Consider the following 16,946-nt stretch of genomic DNA (forward strand, 5'->3'; position numbering starts at 1 on the left):
TTGTCTTCTTTGTTCTAATTAAATAATACAATAAAACAAAAAACTTGTCAAGTAAAAATAAGAATTGTTTTGGGAATTGCTCAAAAAATGGTATAATGAAAAGAAAACGACAAGGAGGGAAATGCATGCGTTGTCCAAAATGTGGGGCTACCAAGTCTAGTGTTGTTGATAGTCGACAAGCCGAAGAAGGAAATACCATCCGTCGAAGACGTGAGTGCGACGAGTGTCAGCATCGTTTTACAACCTATGAACGAGTAGAAGAAAGAACGCTGGTTGTCGTCAAAAAAGACGGTACACGAGAGCAGTTTTCGAGAGATAAAATCTTTAATGGGATTATTCGCTCAGCCCAGAAACGCCCTGTTTCGAGTGATGAAATCGGCATGGTGGTCAATCGCATCGAGCAAAAACTCCGTAGTCGCAGTGAGAATGAGATCCAAAGCGAATACATTGGGTCTTTAGTCATGGAAGAATTGGCAGAGCTTGATGAGATTACCTATGTTCGTTTTGCCAGTGTTTACCGTAGCTTTAAGGATGTGAGTGAGTTGGAGAGTCTGCTCCAGCAAATCACCCAGTCCTCAAAAAAGAAAAAGGAAAAATAAATGAAGCCAAATGACCGTTTTTCTTTTCTAAAGAATAATCGGGTGTCGCAAGATACCTCTTCTCTGGTGCAGTGCTACCTCCCGATTATCGGTCAGGAGGCACTGAGCCTCTATCTATATGCCATTACCTTTTGGGATGGTGGACAAAAGGAACACCTCTTTTCCCACATCCTCAACCACTTAAACTTTGGCATGCCGACCTTGCTCCAATCCTTTAAAATCTTATCTGCTTTGGATTTATTGACCCTTTATCAAAAGGGGGAAACTTATGAATTGCAGCTTCATTCTCCCCTCTCCAGTCAGGATTTTTTAAGTCATTCTGTCTATAGTAGATTATTGGAGAAAAAGATTGGGGATACAGCTGTTTCTGCTATGAAGCAGGCTCCAAGTGAGGGGGAAGCTTTCTCTGTTTCTTTGAGTCAAGTATTTCCAACCCTGACTGAAGAAGTGACACCAAGCGAGTCTAAAAGCAAGTTAAAAAACGATTTTGATTTGGAACATTTCCAGCGGCTGATGGCTCGAGATGGCTTGCGTTTTGAAGACGAGCAGGCAGATGTTTTGGAATTGTTTGCCATCGCAGACGAAAAAAAATGGACCTGGTTTGAAACCTATCAATTAGCTAAGGCGACAGCGGTGGCTCAGGTTATTTCAGTCAAACGCATGCGTGAAAAGATAGCACAAAAACCAGCATCTTCTGACTTTAGCTCCAAAGAAATGACCATTATCAGGGAAGCCAAAAATAAAACTCCTCTAGAATTTTTAGCCGAAATCAAGCAAACACGTAAGGGAAACATCACCCAAAGTGAAAGAGAACTCCTTCACCAGATGGCGTCTTTAGGCTTGTTGGACGAAGTCATCAATATCGTCTTGCTTCTAACCTTTAACAAGGTTGATTCGGCTAATGTCAATGAAAAATATGCCATGAAGGTCGCAAATGACTATGCTTATCAAAAAATTCGAACAGCAGAAGAAGCTGTGCTTCGGATTCGAGAACGTCAGCAAAAAGGCCAAGAAGACCAAAAATCGAAAACTAGCTCGACTAAGACAAATGTTCCCAAGTGGAGCAATCCCGAATACAAGAATCAAACCAGTGAGGAAACTCGTCTGGAACTAGAACGTAAAAAACAAGAAATGTTAGCCCGATTAGAAGAAGGAGGAGACTAGATGGAAAGCGTTGGTGATGTAATCAAACGTCAGACAAGTCGTTTTCAGTATCAGGACTTGGTCCAGCAGATCATGAAGGACCCCGATGTAGCGGCTTTTATCCAGAAAGAATCCCTCAGTCCAGAGGAGTTGAATCGTAGCATCTCCAAGTTCAACCAATATATCACAGAACGGGATAAGTTTCTTCGTGGGGATGCGGACTATATAGCGCGTGGCTACAAGCCTATCTTGGTTATGAATCACGGCTATGCGGATGTGTCTTATGAAGAAACACCAGAACTAATCGCAGCAGAAAAAGAGGCTGCAATTAAGAATCGTCTTAAGTTGATCAATCTACCAGCCAGTCTCAAGAAAGCGAAATTGGCTCAGATTGACCTGGATGATCTAGGACGCTTGCCGATTTTTGAGAGACTCTATTCCTTTGTTGACCTTTACCCAAGTATCCGAAAAGGCCTCTATCTTTACGGAGATTTTGGTGTTGGAAAGAGTTTCATGATGGCAGCCTTAGCTCATGACCTATCTGAAAAACGTGGGGCATCAACAACTATTCTCCATTATCCAAGTTTTGTCATTGATGTGAAAAATGCCATCGGTGAAGGCTCTGTGAAGACCTTGGTGGATGACATCAAGTTAGCAGAAGTTCTGGTCTTGGATGATATTGGTGCAGAGCAGTCGACTCCTTGGGTGCGTGATGAGATTCTCCAAGTCATTCTTCAGTACCGCATGCAGGAAGATTTGCCAACCTTCTTTACTTCCAACTTTAATTTCCAAGATTTGGAAAAACATTTTGCCAAAGGAAAGAATGGAAATGATGAGACTTGGGAAGCTAGACGGGTTATGGAACGAATCCGTTATTTGGCTGAGGAGACAAGACTAGAAGGAGAAAATCGCCGATGACAGAAACCATTAAACTGATGAAAGCTCATACTTCAGTTCGTCGCTTTAAGGAGCAAGAGATTCCTCAGGCAGACTTGGAAGAGATTTTGACTGCTGGACAAATGGCGTCGTCTTGGAAAAATTTCCAATCCTACTCTGTGATTCTTGTGCGCAGTCAAGAGAAGAAAGATGCTCTTTATGAACTGGTTCCCCAGGAAGCCATTCGCCAGTCAGCAGCCTTTTTGCTCTTTGTTGGTGACTTGAATCGAGCTGAAAAGGGAGCAAGCCTTCATACGGACACTTTTCAACCTCAAGGAGTGGAAGGTCTCCTTATCACGTCTGTGGACGCTGCGCTTGCTGGTCAAAATACCTTGCTTGCAGCGGAGAGTCTGGGATATGGTGGTGTTATCATCGGTTTAGTCCGTTACAAGTCAGAAGAAGTGGCAGCGCTTTTTAACCTGCCTGACTATACCTACCCTGTTTTTGGGATTGCCCTTGGCGTGCCAGATCAACAACACGAGGTCAAACCAAGACTGCCTTTGAACCAAGTGGTATTTGAAGAAGAATACCAAGAACAGCCAGTAGCGGCGATTTTGGACTATGACAAAGTACAGGCAGACTATGCTGGTGCGCGTGCGTCGACCTCTTGGAGTCAACGTTTGGCAGAGCAGTTTGGTCAAGCCGAACCTCGTTCAACTCGGAAGAATCTAGAACAGAAAAAGTTATTGTAGAAAGTGAGAAAACATGGCCTTACCAACTATTGCCATTGTGGGACGTCCCAATGTTGGGAAATCAACCCTATTTAATCGAATCGCTGGTGAGCGGATCTCAATCGTAGAAGATGTCGAGGGTGTGACACGTGACCGTATCTATGCGACGGGTGAGTGGCTCAATCGTTCCTTTAGTATGATTGATACTGGAGGGATTGACGACGTCGATGCTCCATTCATGGAGCAAATCAAGCACCAGGCAGAAATTGCAATGGAAGAAGCCGATGTCATCGTCTTTGTGGTGTCTGGGAAAGAAGGAATTACGGATGCGGATGAGTACGTAGCCCGTAAACTCTATAAAACCCATAAACCTGTTATCCTTGCTGTAAATAAGGTTGACAATCCTGAGATGCGAAATGATATCTTTGATTTCTATGCACTAGGATTGGGCGAACCGTTGCCAATTTCGTCTGTCCACGGTATCGGTACGGGTGATGTGCTGGATGCCATTGTGGAGAATCTACCACACGAAGTCGAAGAAGAAAATCCAGACGTGATTAAATTTAGCTTGATTGGTCGTCCTAACGTTGGAAAATCAAGTTTGATCAACGCCATTTTGGGAGAAGACCGCGTGATTGCTAGTCCAGTAGCTGGAACAACGCGTGACGCCATTGATACCCACTTTACAGATACGGATGGACAAGAATTTACCATGATTGATACAGCTGGTATGCGTAAGTCTGGTAAAGTCTATGAAAATACGGAGAAATATTCTGTCATGCGCGCTATGCGTGCTATTGACCGTTCTGACGTGGTCTTGATGGTCCTCAATGCTGAGGAAGGTATTCGTGAGTACGATAAGCGTATCGCAGGATTTGCCCACGAAGCGGGTAAAGGAATGATCATCGTGGTCAACAAGTGGGATACTCTTGAGAAAGACAACCATACCATGAAGAACTGGGAAGAAGACATCCGTGAGCAGTTCCAATACCTGCCTTATGCACCGATTGTCTTTGTATCCGCTTTGACCAAGCAACGTCTCCATAAACTGCCTGAGATGATCAAGCAAATTAGCGAGAGTCAAAACACACGGATTCCATCAGCTGTCTTGAATGATGTCATTATGGATGCCATTGCTATCAACCCAACACCGACAGACAAAGGAAAACGCCTCAAGATTTTCTACGCTACCCAAGTGGCAACCAAGCCACCAACCTTTGTCATTTTTGTCAATGAAGAAGAACTCATGCATTTCTCTTACTTGCGTTTCTTGGAAAATCAAATCCGCAAGGCCTTTGTCTTTGAGGGAACACCGATCCATCTCATTGCAAGAAAACGTAAATAAAAAAGTAGAATCTGGAATGACATTTCCAGATTTTTTTGATAGAATGAAGGTGAAGAAAACGCTGTCAAAGAGAGGTGTCGATAATGAAACTGTCGTTTAACCAATTGATAGTCTTATTTCCTTGCGTTTGCTTTTTCTATTGGATAGACAATGCTGACAGAAACAGTAGGTTTTTCTCCATCATCTACTATTTCTACTGGATTTATTTTTCTATTTTAGCTCTGTTTAGCCTGAATCTGACAATTTTTTCATTCTTATTTTTCCCTATTGTTCTCAAACATGTATCAGATACGAGTGTTTGCGGTGTTTGGTTGCTGTTGATAGTCATATCTCTAGGCAGTGACTGGCTAGACTACATCTTTTTCAAAAAAATGTTTCGCTTGAGACGGGAACTAGGGAAGTCTAAAACGGGAAGGCATTGATTTATACTCTTCGAAAATCAAATCCGAAAAGCCTTTGTTTTTGAGGGAACACCGATTCACCTGATCGCGAGAAAACGCAAGTAAGTCTTGCTTGTTTTCCTATAAAAATAAATTGAAAGAAGACTTCATAGTCTTCTTTTTTTCTATCTAAGAGGGGATAAAAGAAGCTGTCAAATTGGAGGAGAATCTGTCATCAAAATTCAATCATTTTCCTAGATTTTGTAATCTATTTGTAATGAAAATGCACTTTCTTTGTAAAAATCAAAATGCTATAATTCCTTAAATCAATTTTCCTTTATCAGGGAGGATATTATGAAAAAAAGCAGATTATTTAAACATAGTTTGTTGGTTCGCTTGCTTGGGTTGCTGATGGTCTTTCTCTTCTTGTCAGCATTCACAGCACCTGAAAAACCTGAGTACGGGATCTATGACCCGGATCACTATCTAACGGATGAGACTATAAGTCAGATTCGGGGATTGAACAATGTCAATAGTAAAAAATCAGAAAAATTCCAGATGGGCGTTTACGTTGTGAAAAGCCTAGATGGAGAAACAATCGAGACTGTCGCCAACGAAACAGCTAGAGCTTGGAAGATTGGCTACTCGGGAGACAACAACGGCGCCTTGATTGTGGTCGCTGTTGAGGATAGAAAATCACGGATTGAAACCAGTAATAATGTGGCCAGTAAGATCACTGACTATCAGACCAATAGATTTTTGAAAACAGCACGACCTTACTTTCAAAAGGGAGACTACAGCAATGGAGTTCTTTCTATAGCAAACAATCTCAACTACATGTTCTATAGTGGATCGAGTACGACTGCTTCAAGTTCTAAAAGTAGTTACGACTATACTACCAACTCTAGTCGCTTAAGGGAACTTGAAAGGTATGCTGGTGAGAGTAGTTCTTCGAGACGTCATCGAAAAAGCAGTTCGAGCGACGGAGTTATCGTATTTGGAGTTCTCATTTACTTCATCGTGATGATTATCGGATTTCTATTTGGTGGTCGTGGTTCACGTGGAGATGGTTCTGGCGGTGGCTGGTGGGGCGGTGACTCATCAGACTCAGGTTCCTCTTGGTCTGATTCGGGCTCCTCTTGGTCTGACTCAGGCTCCGACTCATCTGGAGGCTGGGACGGCGGTGGCTTCGATGGTGGCGGTTCGTCTGATGACTGGTGAGTAATCATATATTGCTCAAACCGATTTTTCCATACAGTAAGGTGACTCCTTTGCAAGAGTTCACTCCTTAATTAAAAATAAAAGCAAAGTTTGGGAAATTGATTTAAAGTCTGAGTATTTTCTCAGAAAAGTTGATAAAAGAAAGTGTTAAGGTTTTGATATGAAACAAAATAAAGTAATTCTCTCAATAGTAGCGATTTTCTTTGGACTACTAGTACTGGGAAGTTGTTCCGCGGTGACGACCTATAATGGTCTGGTTGGTGAACAGACTAAGGTGGAGCAGGCTCAGGCTGATGTCTCGACAGCCCTCCAACGTCGTTCGGACTTGATTGGTAACTTGGTGGAGTCCGTTAAAGGACAAATGAATCATGAAACCGAAGTCTTTACCAAGATTGCGGATGCTAGAGCTAAAATCGGTAGTAGCTCAGTAACTTCGGAAGAAAACCAAAAGGCTCAGGGAGAGTTGAGCTCAGCTCTTTCCCGCTTGATTTCCTTAACGGAGAATTATCCAGAACTCAAGAGCAATCAAAATGTTGAGCAACTAATGGTCGAACTTTCAGGCAGTGAAAATCGTATTTTTGTAGCACGCAAGGACTATAATAAGGTTGCAGCTGAGTACAATCAAAAGTTGAGAAGTTTTCCAACCGTGCTTTTTGCGAATATGATGAACTTCAAAGAAGCTGAAACCTTTAAAGAAACAGAAGAAGCCAAGACAGTTCCTAAGGTCGATTTTGGAACATCTTCATCAAGTCAATAAAGTGAATCAGCCTATGAATAAAGGAATTTCTCTAGTAGGACTAGTGATTTCAAACCCGAACCTGGAAAGCTTTTTCCAGGTTTTTTTGGTATAATAAAAGGGAAGAGACAGTGACTCAAATGGAGGTTTGCTATGGAGAAAACAAAAGCCTTTCTTGAAGCGCACTACAAGAGATATATTCTTACGATTTGCCTTCTCTGGTTCCTCATGTTTTTCCTTCCTTGGGATTGGCAAATAGGAGGAGTTTCAGTATATTATTTCGTTATGAAAAAACTCTTTGTGGTTTTTGGAGTTTTATCCATCCTATACTCCGTGCTGATTAAAAAAATCAGTCTTCTCATCTTTGGCATCATCTTTTGCTTGGCCTTCTGGATCAATCTCTTTTGGTATTTTGGGATATTGCCTATATTCTTGGGAAATTAAACATTAAAAAATGAAGGACTAGACTAGCTTCTAGTCCTTTTTTCTTTCTTGTTAAAATAGTTGGAGATATGAAAATAATTTTGTTGACGGGCTGTCTGTATGATATAATAAGTCCCGTAAAAAGAAGATTAAGGGATTTGAAAATGGCTAAAAAAGTAAAAGATTATTATGACTTGGCTTATGCTAGGGATTTGAGTCGACGGTTGAAAGAAGCGTCCCCTGCATTTGATGAGCGAAAGTTTAGGTTGTTGTTAGAAAAAGACTTGGAAGAGTTGGAGTTTAGCCAGCGTCAAGAACTCTTGGCTAAAAGTATCAAAGATTGTCTTCCCCTATCTTATCAGGACTCTCTCAAGGTTTTTGAGAAAATTTTGGGTCCCGAGTTAGAGGGTGGTTTAGGTATGTTCTCAGAAGGATATTGGCTTTGGCCAATCGGAAAATATGTAGAGCTATATGGGGATAAGGAATTTGAATTGAGCGCGGCCTTTAGTAAGGAACTAACCAAGCGATTTACTGGAGAATTTTCTATGAGACCTTTGCTGGCTCGCTATCCTAAGGCTACAATGACTTTGCTGTTAGAATGGAGTCAGGATGAAAACTTGCGCGTTCGTAGACTTGCCAGCGAGTGCATGCGTATCCGTCTGCCTTGGGCTAAGAGACAAACCGTGGTATTGGATTATCTTGAGGATTTCACCACTATTTTGACCAATCTAAAGGATGATAGAGATAAGTCTATTCAAAAAAGTGTAGCCAATAATCTAAATGATTTGTACAAGGAAGATCCTGATAAGTTTGAAAGGATTCTTCAAACTTGGCAAAAGGAGGAGCTAAGTCCAAGTTGTGCTTGGATCATCAAGCATGCATCTCGAACAAAAAACAAAAAAAGAGCCGCAGAAGATTTATGCAAAAAAAGCTGAATTTCAGCTGGCCTTTTCCGTTGTAAATTAAGGATTCTTTCTTGAAAAATAATGGTAAATATGCTAAAATTAAAAGAACATTCTAAAATATTCAGAATAAAAAGTAAGGAAAATCATGGCTAATATTTTAAAAACGATTATTGAAAATGATAAAGGAGAACTTCGTCGTCTGGAAAAGATGGCTGATAAGGTTCTTAACTATGAGAGCCAAATGGCTGCAATGTCAGACGAAGAACTAAAAGCAAAAACTGACGAATTTAAAGAACGATACAACAAGGGTGAATCACTTGATTCATTGCTCTATGAGGCTTTTGCGGTAGTTCGTGAAGCTGCAAAACGTGTCCTTGGGCTTTTCCCTTATAAGGTTCAGGTCATGGGTGGGATTGTTCTTCACCATGGTGACGTTCCAGAGATGCGTACCGGTGAAGGGAAGACCTTGACAGCGACTATGCCAGTGTACCTCAATGCCCTTGCAGGTAAAGGGGTTCACGTAGTTACAGTCAATGAATACCTAACAGAACGTGACGCGACTGAAATGGGTGAGTTGTACTCATGGCTCGGTTTGTCAGTAGGGATCAACTTGGCAGCTAAATCTCCAATGGAGAAAAAAGAGGCTTACCTTTGTGATATTACCTACTCAACCAACTCAGAGATTGGTTTCGACTACTTGCGTGATAACATGGTCGTTCGTGCAGAAAACATGGTGCAACGTCCACTCAATTATGCCTTGGTCGATGAGGTTGACTCAATTTTGATCGACGAAGCTCGTACACCATTGATCGTTTCAGGTGCCAATGCAGTTGAAACAAGCCAACTCTACCATATGGCGGACCACTTCGTGAAATCTTTGGACAAGGACGACTATATCATTGACGTTCAGTCTAAGACGATCGGTTTGTCAGATTCTGGTATTGACAAGGCTGAAAGCTACTTCAAACTAGAAAATCTCTACGACATTGAAAATGTAGCTCTTACTCACTTTATCGACAATGCCCTCCGTGCCAACTATATCATGATTCTCGATATCGACTATGTGGTTAGTGAAGAGCAGGAAATCTTGATCGTCGACCAATTTACAGGTCGTACCATGGAAGGTCGTCGTTACTCTGATGGTTTGCACCAAGCGATTGAAGCAAAAGAAGGTGTACCAATCCAAGACGAGACAAAGACTTCAGCTTCTATTACCTACCAAAACCTCTTCCGTATGTATAAGAAATTGGCAGGGATGACAGGTACTGGTAAAACAGAAGAAGAAGAATTCCGCGAAATTTACAACATTCGTGTTATTCCAATCCCAACCAACCGTCCAATTCAACGTATCGACCACTCAGACCTTCTCTATGCAAGTCTTGATGCGAAATTTAAGGCTGTTGTTGAAGATGTAAAAGCTCGTTACCAAAAAGGTCAGCCGGTCTTGGTAGGTACAGTTGCCGTTGAAACGAGTGATTTTCTTTCTAAGAAATTGGTAGCAGCAGGTGTTCCTCACGAAGTCTTGAATGCGAAGAACCACTATAGAGAAGCGCAAATCATCATGAACGCTGGTCAACGTGGTGCCGTTACCATCGCAACCAACATGGCCGGTCGTGGTACCGACATCAAGCTTGGTGAAGGGGTTCGTGAACTTGGTGGTCTTTGCGTTATTGGTACAGAGCGTCACGAAAGTCGACGTATTGATAATCAGCTTCGTGGACGTTCAGGGCGTCAAGGAGACCCAGGTGAGTCACAATTCTACTTGTCTCTTGAAGATGATTTGATGAAACGTTTCGGTTCAGAACGTTTGAAAGGTGTCTTTGAACGACTCAACATGTCTGATGAAGCCATCGAATCTCGCATGTTAACGCGTCAAGTTGAAGCAGCTCAAAAACGTGTCGAAGGAAACAACTACGACACTCGTAAACAAGTCCTTCAATACGATGATGTTATGCGTGAACAACGTGAAATCATCTATGCACAACGTTATGATGTCATTACTGCAGATCGTGACTTGGCACCAGAAATCCATGCTATGATTCGTCGTACCATTGGACGTATCGTGGATGCACATGCACGTTCTAAGGAAGATGAAAAATTGGAAGCAATCTTGAACTTTGCTAAGTATAACTTGCTTCCAGAAGATTCAATTAGCCGTTCAGACCTTGCAGGTCTGTCAGACCAAGCTATCAAAGATGAACTTTTCCAACGTGCCTTGAAAGTCTATGACAGCCAAGTTGCTAAGCTTCGTGACGAAGATGCAGTGAAAGAATTCCAAAAAGTCTTGATTCTACGTGTTGTAGACAACAAGTGGACAGACCATATCGATGCTCTTGACCAGTTGCGAAATGCTGTTGGTCTTCGTGGATATGCTCAAAACAACCCTGTTGTAGAATATCAAGCAGAAGGTTTCCGCATGTTTAACGACATGATTGGATCGATTGAATTCGATGTGACCCGCTTGATGATGAAAGCACAAATCCATGAACAAGAACGTCCGCAAACTGAACACAATATCAGTACAACTGCGACTCGTAATATCGCAGCGCAGCAGGCAAGCCTTCCAGAAGATTTGGACTTGAGCCAAATCGGACGAAACGACCAATGCCCATGTGGGTCAGGTAAGAAATTCAAGAACTGTCATGGTAAGAGACAATAATATGAGATAAGATACAGGCGGATACCTGGTAAAAATCATTTTTTGCTTGGTGTCCGTTTGCTTTATAAGGAGATGAATCATGGTATTTAAAGCTAAAAGTCCTAAAATTAACATTGAAGAAGTTCGCGCCTTGTCTAAATTAGAGGGAGCGGCTCTTGCGAGAAAAAATCAACGTGATCAGGAATTGGAAGCCATCATCCGTGGGGAAGACCAGCGTATTCTCTTGGTGATTGGACCATGTTCATCTGATAATGAAGAGGCGGTTCTCGAGTATGCCAAGCGTCTATCTGCTTTGCAAGAAGAGGTCAAAGACCGTATTTTTATGGTCATGCGTGTCTATACAGCTAAACCTCGTACCAATGGAGATGGCTATAAGGGCTTGATTCATCAACCAAATGCGACAGAAGCTCCTAGCCTGATCAATGGGATCAAGGCTGTTCGCCAGCTCCACTACCGCGTGATTACCGAGACGGGTATGACAACAGCGGATGAGATGCTTTATCCTGAAAATCTTCCGTTGGTGGATGATTTGATTTCTTATATGGCTGTTGGAGCTCGTTCTGTAGAGGATCAACAGCACCGTTTTGTAGCGAGTGGGGCAGATTTTTCAACAGGATTTAAAAATCCAACATCTGGAAATCTCAATGTTATGTTTAACGGGATTTACGCAGCGCAAAATAAACAGAGTTTCCTTTTCCTCGGAAAAGAGGTGGAAACAACAGGGAATCCATTATCCCACGCCATTCTTCGCGGTGCCTTGAATGAATACGGGAAAAATATTCCCAACTACTACTATGACAATTTGATGGATACCATTGATCAGTATGAAAAGATGGGCTTGGAAAATCCATTTATCATCATCGATACCAATCATGACAATTCAGGCAAGCAGTACATGGATCAAATCCGTATCGTTCGTCAGACCTTGATTAACCGTGACTGGAATGAGAAAATCAAGAAATACGTTCGTGGTTTTATGATTGAGTCCTATCTGGAAGATGGACGTCAAAATGAGCCAGAAGTTTTTGGCAAGTCTATCACGGATCCTTGTCTAGGATGGGACAACACAGAAGCACTTGTTCGCGAAATTTACCAAACGCTAGGAGAGTAAGATGGCATTTATCGAAAAAGGTCAAGAAATTGATATTGAAGCAATCAAGGCTGTGACCCAGTTGTCACCTGAAGCCTTGCGAAAGAAAGAAGCCCGCGATAGAGAGTTAGCAGCTATCATCTCGGGTGAGGATGATCGAATCCTTTTGGTGATGGGGCCTTGCTCTTCTGACAATGAAGAAGCAGTACTCGAATATGCTCGTCGCTTAGCAGACTTGCAGAAAAAAGTTGCGGATAAAATCTTTATCGTGATGCGTGTCTATACGGCTAAACCTCGTACCAATGGAGATGGCTATAAGGGAATGATTCATCAACCAAATACCAGCGAAGCGCCTAGTCTCATCAATGGTTTGCAGGCTGTTCGTCAGCTACACTACCGAGTGATTACCGAGACGGGCTTGACGACAGCTGATGAGATGCTTTATCCGTCAAATCTCGTTTTGGTTGATGATCTGGTCAGCTACCATGCTGTAGGGGCTCGTTCAGTGGAAGACCAGGAACACCGCTTTGTAGCCTCTGGGATTGATGCTCCGGTTGGGATGAAAAATCCAACATCTGGAAATCTTGGGGTCATGTTTAATGCCATCTATGCGGCTCAAAACAAGCAAACCTTCCTTTACCACGGTCAAGAAGTGGAAACTTCAGGAAATCCCTTGGCCCACGTTATCCTTCGTGGTGCCATGAACGAATACGGCAAAAATGAACCCAACTTCTACTATGAAACCCTCTTAAATGCCATCAATCGTTATGAGACCATGGGGCTTGAAAATCCCTTCATTATCATCGATACCAATCATGACAATTCAGGCAAGCAGTATATGGAACAAGTTCGCATTGTTCGTCAAGCCTTGCTGAATCGTGACTGGAATGAAAAGATTAAAAAGACGGTTCGAGGCTTTATGATCGAATCTTACCTAGCAGATGGGCGCCAGAATCAACCAGAGGTCTTTGGTTGCTCCATAACTGACCCTTGTCTAGGTTGGGAAAATACAGTAGCTTTGGTAGAAGAAATTTATACTACCTTAACAAAATAAGTGAAAAGGATGGAGTTGGGGGAATCTCAGCTCCTTTTATGAGTATGATAGTTGGACACGGAATTGACATCGAAGAATTGGCTTCGATAGAAAACGCAGTTACACGACGTGAAGGCTTTGCTAAGCGCGTGCTGACCCCTAAAGAAATGGAGCGCTTTACCAGTCTCAAAGGGCGCAGACAGATCGAATACTTGGCAGGTCGCTGGTCAGCTAAGGAGGCCTTTTCCAAGGCTATGGGAACTGGTATTGGCAAACTGACCTTTCAGGATTTGGAAGTTTTGAACAATGAACGGGGGGCTCCCTATTTTAGTCAGGCACCATTTTCAGGAAAGATTTGGCTATCTATCAGCCATACAGATCAGTTTGTGACAGCCAGTGTCATTTTGGAGGAAAATCATGAAAGCTAGTCCACATAGACCAACCAAGGCTCTGATATATCTGGGAGCTATTCGACAAAATATTCAGCAAATGGAGGCTCATATCCCTGAAAGAACGCTCAAGTGGGCAGTGGTCAAGGCCAATGCCTATGGTCATGGGGCAGTAGCTGTTGCCACAGCTATTCAAGATGATGTTGATGGATTTTGTGTTTCCAATATTGATGAAGCTATTGAACTTCGTCTGGCTGGACTTAGCAAGAAAATCCTCATTTTAGGAGTTTCTGAGCTAGAAGCTGTTTCTCTTGCTAAAGAATACGACATCACATTGACAGTGGCTGGACTGGAGTGGATTCAAGCGCTGTTAGCTAGGGAGACAGATTTATCTGGCTTAACGGTTCACCTCAAGATTGATTCAGGAATGGGACGGATTGGTTTCCGAGATTCCAGTGAGGCAGAGCAGGCTCAAGCCTTGCTCAAGCAACATGGTGCTCGCATTGAGGGAATTTTTACCCACTTTGCTACTGCAGATGAAGAATCAGATGAGTATTTTAATGCTCAGTTAGAATGCTTTAAAGCTATTTTGGCAAGTATGAAGAAAGTTCCAGAACTGGTTCATGCCAGTAACTCGGCAACGACCCTCTGGCATGCAGAGACTATTTGCAATGCAGTCCGTATGGGAGATGCCATGTATGGTCTCAATCCAAGTGGAGAGGTCTTGGACTTACCCTATGATTTGACACCAGCCTTGAGTTTGGAGTCTGCCCTGGTTCATGTCAAGACAGTTCCAGCTGGAGCTTGCATGGGCTATGGAGCCACCTATCAAGCGGATAGTGAGCAAGTCATTGCGACGGTGCCAATCGGTTATGCGGATGGTTGGACACGAGACATGCAGAATTTCTCTGTCTTGGTAGATGGTCAAGCTTGCCCAATCGTCGGACGAGTATCTATGGACCAAATCACCATTCGTCTGCCTAAGATTTATCCGCTAGGAACAAAAGTAACCCTGATCGGCACAAACGGTGGCAAGGAAATCACAGCTACTCAGGTAGCGACCTATCGTGGAACTATTAACTATGAGGTGGTTTGCCTCCTCAGCGACCGCATTCCGAGAGAATATTATTAAAATGAAAGGAGTGGAGCATGAATCTACACCAACCCTTGCATGTCTTGCCTGGTGTGGGGCCAAAGTCAGCAGAGAAATACGCCAAACTAGGAATTGAAAACTTGCAAGACCTCTTGCTCTACTTTCCTTTCCGTTATGAAGATTTCAAGACCAAGCAGGTGCTAGAGTTGGAAGATGGCGAAAAGGCTGTTCTGTCTGGTCAAGTCGTGACTCCTGCTAGTGTCCAGTATTATGGTTTCAAGCGTAATCGCCTGCGTTTTAGCCTCAAGCAGGGAGAAGTCGTTTTTGCCGTGAACTTCTTTAACCAGCCCTATCTGGCTGATAAGATAGAGTTGGGAGCAACACTTGCTGTCTTTGGAAAATGGGACCGCGCCAAGGCTAGTCTGACTGGGATGAAGGTTCTGGCTCAGGTGGAAGATGACCTCCAACCTGTCTATCGTCTGGCTCAAGGAATCAGTCAGGCAGGGCTGGTTAAGGTCATTAAGACAGCCTTTGATCAGGGGTTGGACCTCTTGATAGAGGAAAATCTTCCCCAGTCTTTACTTGATAAATACAAACTCATGTCCCGTTGTCATGCAGTTCGTGCTATGCATTTTCCAAAGGATTTGGCAGAATACAAGCAGGCCCTTCGCCGTATCAAGTTTGAGGAACTCTTTTATTTTCAAATGCAGTTGCAGACGCTCAAATCTGAAAATAGAGTTCAGGGAAGCGGTCTGGTTCTGAATTGGTCCAAGGAAAAGGTGACAGCTGTTAAGGAAAATCTTCCTTTTGCTCTGACCTCAGCTCAGGAAAAGAGTTTGCAGGAAATTTTGACAGACATGAAGTCGGACCACCACATGAATCGTCTCCTGCAAGGAGATGTAGGGAGCGGAAAAACAGTGGTTGCTGGCTTAGCCATGTTTGCTGCAGTGACGGCTGGCTATCAGGCAGCTCTCATGGTACCGACAGAAATCCTAGCAGAGCAACACTTTGAGAGTTTACAGAACCTTTTTCCAGACTTGAAACTCGCTCTCTTGACAGGATCCTTAAAAGCTGCAGAAAAAAGAGAAGTCTTGGAGACCATAGCAAAGGGTGAGGCCGACTTTATTATCGGAACCCACGCTCTGATACAAGATGGGGTGGATTATGCTCGTCTTGGCTTGATTATCATTGATGAGCAGCACCGTTTTGGTGTGGGGCAAAGGCGTATTTTACGGGAAAAAGGGGACAATCCTGACGTTCTCATGATGACAGCGACGCCCATTCCGCGAACACTGGCTATCACAGCCTTTGGGGATATGGATGTTTCCATTATCGACCAGATGCCAGCAGGACGGAAGCCGATTGTGACGCGCTGGATTAAACATGAGCAGCTGCCTCAGGTTTTGACTTGGTTAGAGGGAGAAATTCAAAAAGGTTCGCAAGCCTATGTCATCTCTCCCTTGATTGAAGAATCTGAAGCTCTGGATTTGAAAAATGCCATTGCCTTATCAGAGGAGTTGACAGCTCATTTTGCTGGCAAGGCTGAGGTTGCTCTGCTACATGGTAAGATGAAGAGTGACGAAAAAGACCAGATCATGCAGGATTTCAAAGAGAGAAAAACAGATATTCTAGTATCTACAACGGTTATCGAGGTTGGGGTCAATGTTCCCAATGCGACCGTCATGATTATCATGGATGCCGATCGGTTCGGTCTCAGCCAGCTTCACCAGCTCAGAGGCCGTGTCGGTCGGGGGGACAAGCAGTCTTATGCTGTTCTCGTAGCTAATCCCAAGACGGATTCCGGGAAAGATCGCATGCGTATCATGACAGAGACGACCAATGGATTTGTCCTTGCGGAGGAAGATTTGAAAATGCGTGGTTCTGGTGAGATTTTTGGAACCAGACAGTCAGGACTTCCAGAGTTTCAAGTGGCTGATATTATCGAAGATTTTCCGATTTTAGAAGAAGCCAGAAAGGTTGCCAGCTACATTAGTTCGATAGAAGGTTGGCAAGAGGATCCAGAATGGCGCATGATTGCTCTCCATCTGGAAAAGAAAGAACATCTGGATTAATACTCTTCGAAAATCAAATTCAAACCACGTCAACGTCGCCTTGGATTATATATGTAACTGACTTCGTCAGTCTTATCTACAACCTCAAAGCAGTGCTTTGAGCAACCTGCGGCTAGTTTCCTAGTTTGCTCTTTGATTTTCATTGAGTATAAGCTTTCTCTAAGGAAAACTTAAGCTAGCTTTTAGGTTTGGGTCTTATACTAGAGTCATCAAAAAGAAACGAGGGCTCTCACATGACTATTAAAGTAACC

Annotated in this window: 16 protein-coding genes; all 16 read left to right on the forward strand. The window is 43.1% G+C overall.

All coding sequences use genetic code 11. From position 1 onward, the window contains the following. Positions 1 to 125 precede the first annotated feature (125 nt). A complete protein-coding gene (gene nrdR / locus FD735_RS02510; protein ID WP_001203676.1) occupies positions 126 to 599 on the forward strand; it encodes a transcriptional regulator NrdR in 474 nt (157 codons plus the stop codon). After that, a complete protein-coding gene (locus tag FD735_RS02515; RefSeq protein ID WP_139658393.1) occupies positions 600 to 1,763 on the forward strand; it encodes a DnaD domain protein in 1,164 nt (387 codons plus the stop codon). It abuts the gene before it with no gap. Next, on the forward strand, positions 1,764 to 2,660 hold the full coding sequence (gene dnaI, locus FD735_RS02520; RefSeq protein WP_000446487.1) for a primosomal protein DnaI: 897 nt from the start codon (positions 1,764 to 1,766) through the stop codon (positions 2,658 to 2,660). After that, positions 2,657 to 3,370: an NADPH-dependent oxidoreductase gene (locus FD735_RS02525; protein ID WP_084856138.1), complete on the forward strand. Its 714-nt coding sequence runs from the start codon at positions 2,657 to 2,659 to the stop codon at positions 3,368 to 3,370. Before dnaI ends, FD735_RS02525 begins: the two co-directional genes overlap by 4 nt. Before the next feature lie 13 nt (positions 3,371 to 3,383). Then, complete coding sequence (der, locus tag FD735_RS02530) at positions 3,384 to 4,694, forward strand: ribosome biogenesis GTPase Der (protein WP_061586732.1); 1,311 nt, start codon at positions 3,384 to 3,386, stop codon at positions 4,692 to 4,694. Positions 4,695 to 4,777: 83 nt separating this feature from the next. Beyond that, a complete protein-coding gene (locus tag FD735_RS09895; RefSeq protein WP_139658394.1) occupies positions 4,778 to 5,116 on the forward strand; it encodes a hypothetical protein in 339 nt (112 codons plus the stop codon). A 312-nt stretch (positions 5,117 to 5,428) separates the two neighbouring features. Beyond that, the gene (locus FD735_RS02540) at positions 5,429 to 6,295 is read left to right on the forward strand and encodes a YgcG family protein (protein WP_139658395.1); all 867 of its coding nucleotides are present in this window, start codon (positions 5,429 to 5,431) and stop codon (positions 6,293 to 6,295) included. A 160-nt stretch (positions 6,296 to 6,455) separates the two neighbouring features. Continuing rightward, positions 6,456 to 7,052 (forward strand): LemA family protein, encoded by a 597-nt coding sequence (locus FD735_RS02545; protein WP_000812473.1) that lies wholly within the window; start codon positions 6,456 to 6,458, stop codon positions 7,050 to 7,052. A 132-nt stretch (positions 7,053 to 7,184) separates the two neighbouring features. Beyond that, positions 7,185 to 7,475, forward strand: a complete 291-nt coding sequence (locus FD735_RS02550; protein WP_000415957.1) for a hypothetical protein — start codon at positions 7,185 to 7,187, stop codon at positions 7,473 to 7,475. A 143-nt stretch (positions 7,476 to 7,618) separates the two neighbouring features. Further along, positions 7,619 to 8,389: a DNA alkylation repair protein gene (locus FD735_RS02555; RefSeq protein ID WP_139658396.1), complete on the forward strand. Its 771-nt coding sequence runs from the start codon at positions 7,619 to 7,621 to the stop codon at positions 8,387 to 8,389. 115 nt (positions 8,390 to 8,504) lie between these two features. After that, positions 8,505 to 11,018 carry a preprotein translocase subunit SecA gene (gene secA / locus FD735_RS02560; RefSeq protein WP_001284115.1) on the forward strand — a complete coding sequence of 838 codons (2,514 nt, stop codon included), beginning with the start codon at positions 8,505 to 8,507 and terminating at the stop codon, positions 11,016 to 11,018. Between the two features lie 79 nt (positions 11,019 to 11,097). Then, entirely contained in the window at positions 11,098 to 12,129 is a 1,032-nt protein-coding gene (locus FD735_RS02565; RefSeq protein ID WP_000231307.1) for a 3-deoxy-7-phosphoheptulonate synthase, read from the forward strand. Position 12,130: 1 nt separating this feature from the next. Beyond that, entirely contained in the window at positions 12,131 to 13,162 is a 1,032-nt protein-coding gene (locus FD735_RS02570; RefSeq protein ID WP_139658397.1) for a 3-deoxy-7-phosphoheptulonate synthase, read from the forward strand. A gap of 44 nt (positions 13,163 to 13,206) precedes the next feature. Beyond that, positions 13,207 to 13,569, forward strand: coding sequence for a holo-ACP synthase (gene acpS / locus FD735_RS02575; RefSeq protein WP_008278293.1), 363 nt, complete (start codon positions 13,207 to 13,209; stop codon positions 13,567 to 13,569). Further along, complete coding sequence (alr, locus tag FD735_RS02580) at positions 13,559 to 14,662, forward strand: alanine racemase (protein ID WP_061427887.1); 1,104 nt, start codon at positions 13,559 to 13,561, stop codon at positions 14,660 to 14,662. The genes acpS and alr overlap by 11 nt, the downstream gene beginning before the upstream one ends. Before the next feature lie 17 nt (positions 14,663 to 14,679). Further along, a complete protein-coding gene (recG, locus tag FD735_RS02585) occupies positions 14,680 to 16,695 on the forward strand; it encodes an ATP-dependent DNA helicase RecG (RefSeq protein ID WP_061427885.1) in 2,016 nt (671 codons plus the stop codon). Positions 16,696 to 16,946 lie beyond the last annotated feature (251 nt).

The sequence above is a fragment of the Streptococcus sp. 1643 genome, from assembly GCF_006228325.1.
In the GTDB taxonomy this organism is placed as follows: Bacteria; Bacillota; Bacilli; order Lactobacillales; family Streptococcaceae; genus Streptococcus.

Bases quoted from the DNA above. Each gene is read 5' to 3' on its own strand.
- der (WP_061586732.1), top strand. From the start codon at position 3,384: ATGGCCTTACCAACTATTGCCATTGTGGGACGTCCCAATGTTGGGAAA.
- FD735_RS02515 (WP_139658393.1), top strand. From the start codon at position 600: ATGAAGCCAAATGACCGTTTTTCTTTTCTAAAGAATAATCGGGTGTCG.
- dnaI (WP_000446487.1), top strand. From the start codon at position 1,764: ATGGAAAGCGTTGGTGATGTAATCAAACGTCAGACAAGTCGTTTTCAG.
- acpS (WP_008278293.1), top strand. From the start codon at position 13,207: ATGATAGTTGGACACGGAATTGACATCGAAGAATTGGCTTCGATAGAA.
- FD735_RS02525 (WP_084856138.1), top strand. From the start codon at position 2,657: ATGACAGAAACCATTAAACTGATGAAAGCTCATACTTCAGTTCGTCGC.
- FD735_RS02570 (WP_139658397.1), top strand. From the start codon at position 12,131: ATGGCATTTATCGAAAAAGGTCAAGAAATTGATATTGAAGCAATCAAG.
- alr (WP_061427887.1), top strand. From the start codon at position 13,559: ATGAAAGCTAGTCCACATAGACCAACCAAGGCTCTGATATATCTGGGA.
- FD735_RS02565 (WP_000231307.1), top strand. From the start codon at position 11,098: ATGGTATTTAAAGCTAAAAGTCCTAAAATTAACATTGAAGAAGTTCGC.
- FD735_RS02540 (WP_139658395.1), top strand. From the start codon at position 5,429: ATGAAAAAAAGCAGATTATTTAAACATAGTTTGTTGGTTCGCTTGCTT.
- FD735_RS02545 (WP_000812473.1), top strand. From the start codon at position 6,456: ATGAAACAAAATAAAGTAATTCTCTCAATAGTAGCGATTTTCTTTGGA.
- FD735_RS02555 (WP_139658396.1), top strand. From the start codon at position 7,619: ATGGCTAAAAAAGTAAAAGATTATTATGACTTGGCTTATGCTAGGGAT.
- recG (WP_061427885.1), top strand. From the start codon at position 14,680: ATGAATCTACACCAACCCTTGCATGTCTTGCCTGGTGTGGGGCCAAAG.
- FD735_RS09895 (WP_139658394.1), top strand. From the start codon at position 4,778: ATGAAACTGTCGTTTAACCAATTGATAGTCTTATTTCCTTGCGTTTGC.
- FD735_RS02550 (WP_000415957.1), top strand. From the start codon at position 7,185: ATGGAGAAAACAAAAGCCTTTCTTGAAGCGCACTACAAGAGATATATT.
- nrdR (WP_001203676.1), top strand. From the start codon at position 126: ATGCGTTGTCCAAAATGTGGGGCTACCAAGTCTAGTGTTGTTGATAGT.
- secA (WP_001284115.1), top strand. From the start codon at position 8,505: ATGGCTAATATTTTAAAAACGATTATTGAAAATGATAAAGGAGAACTT.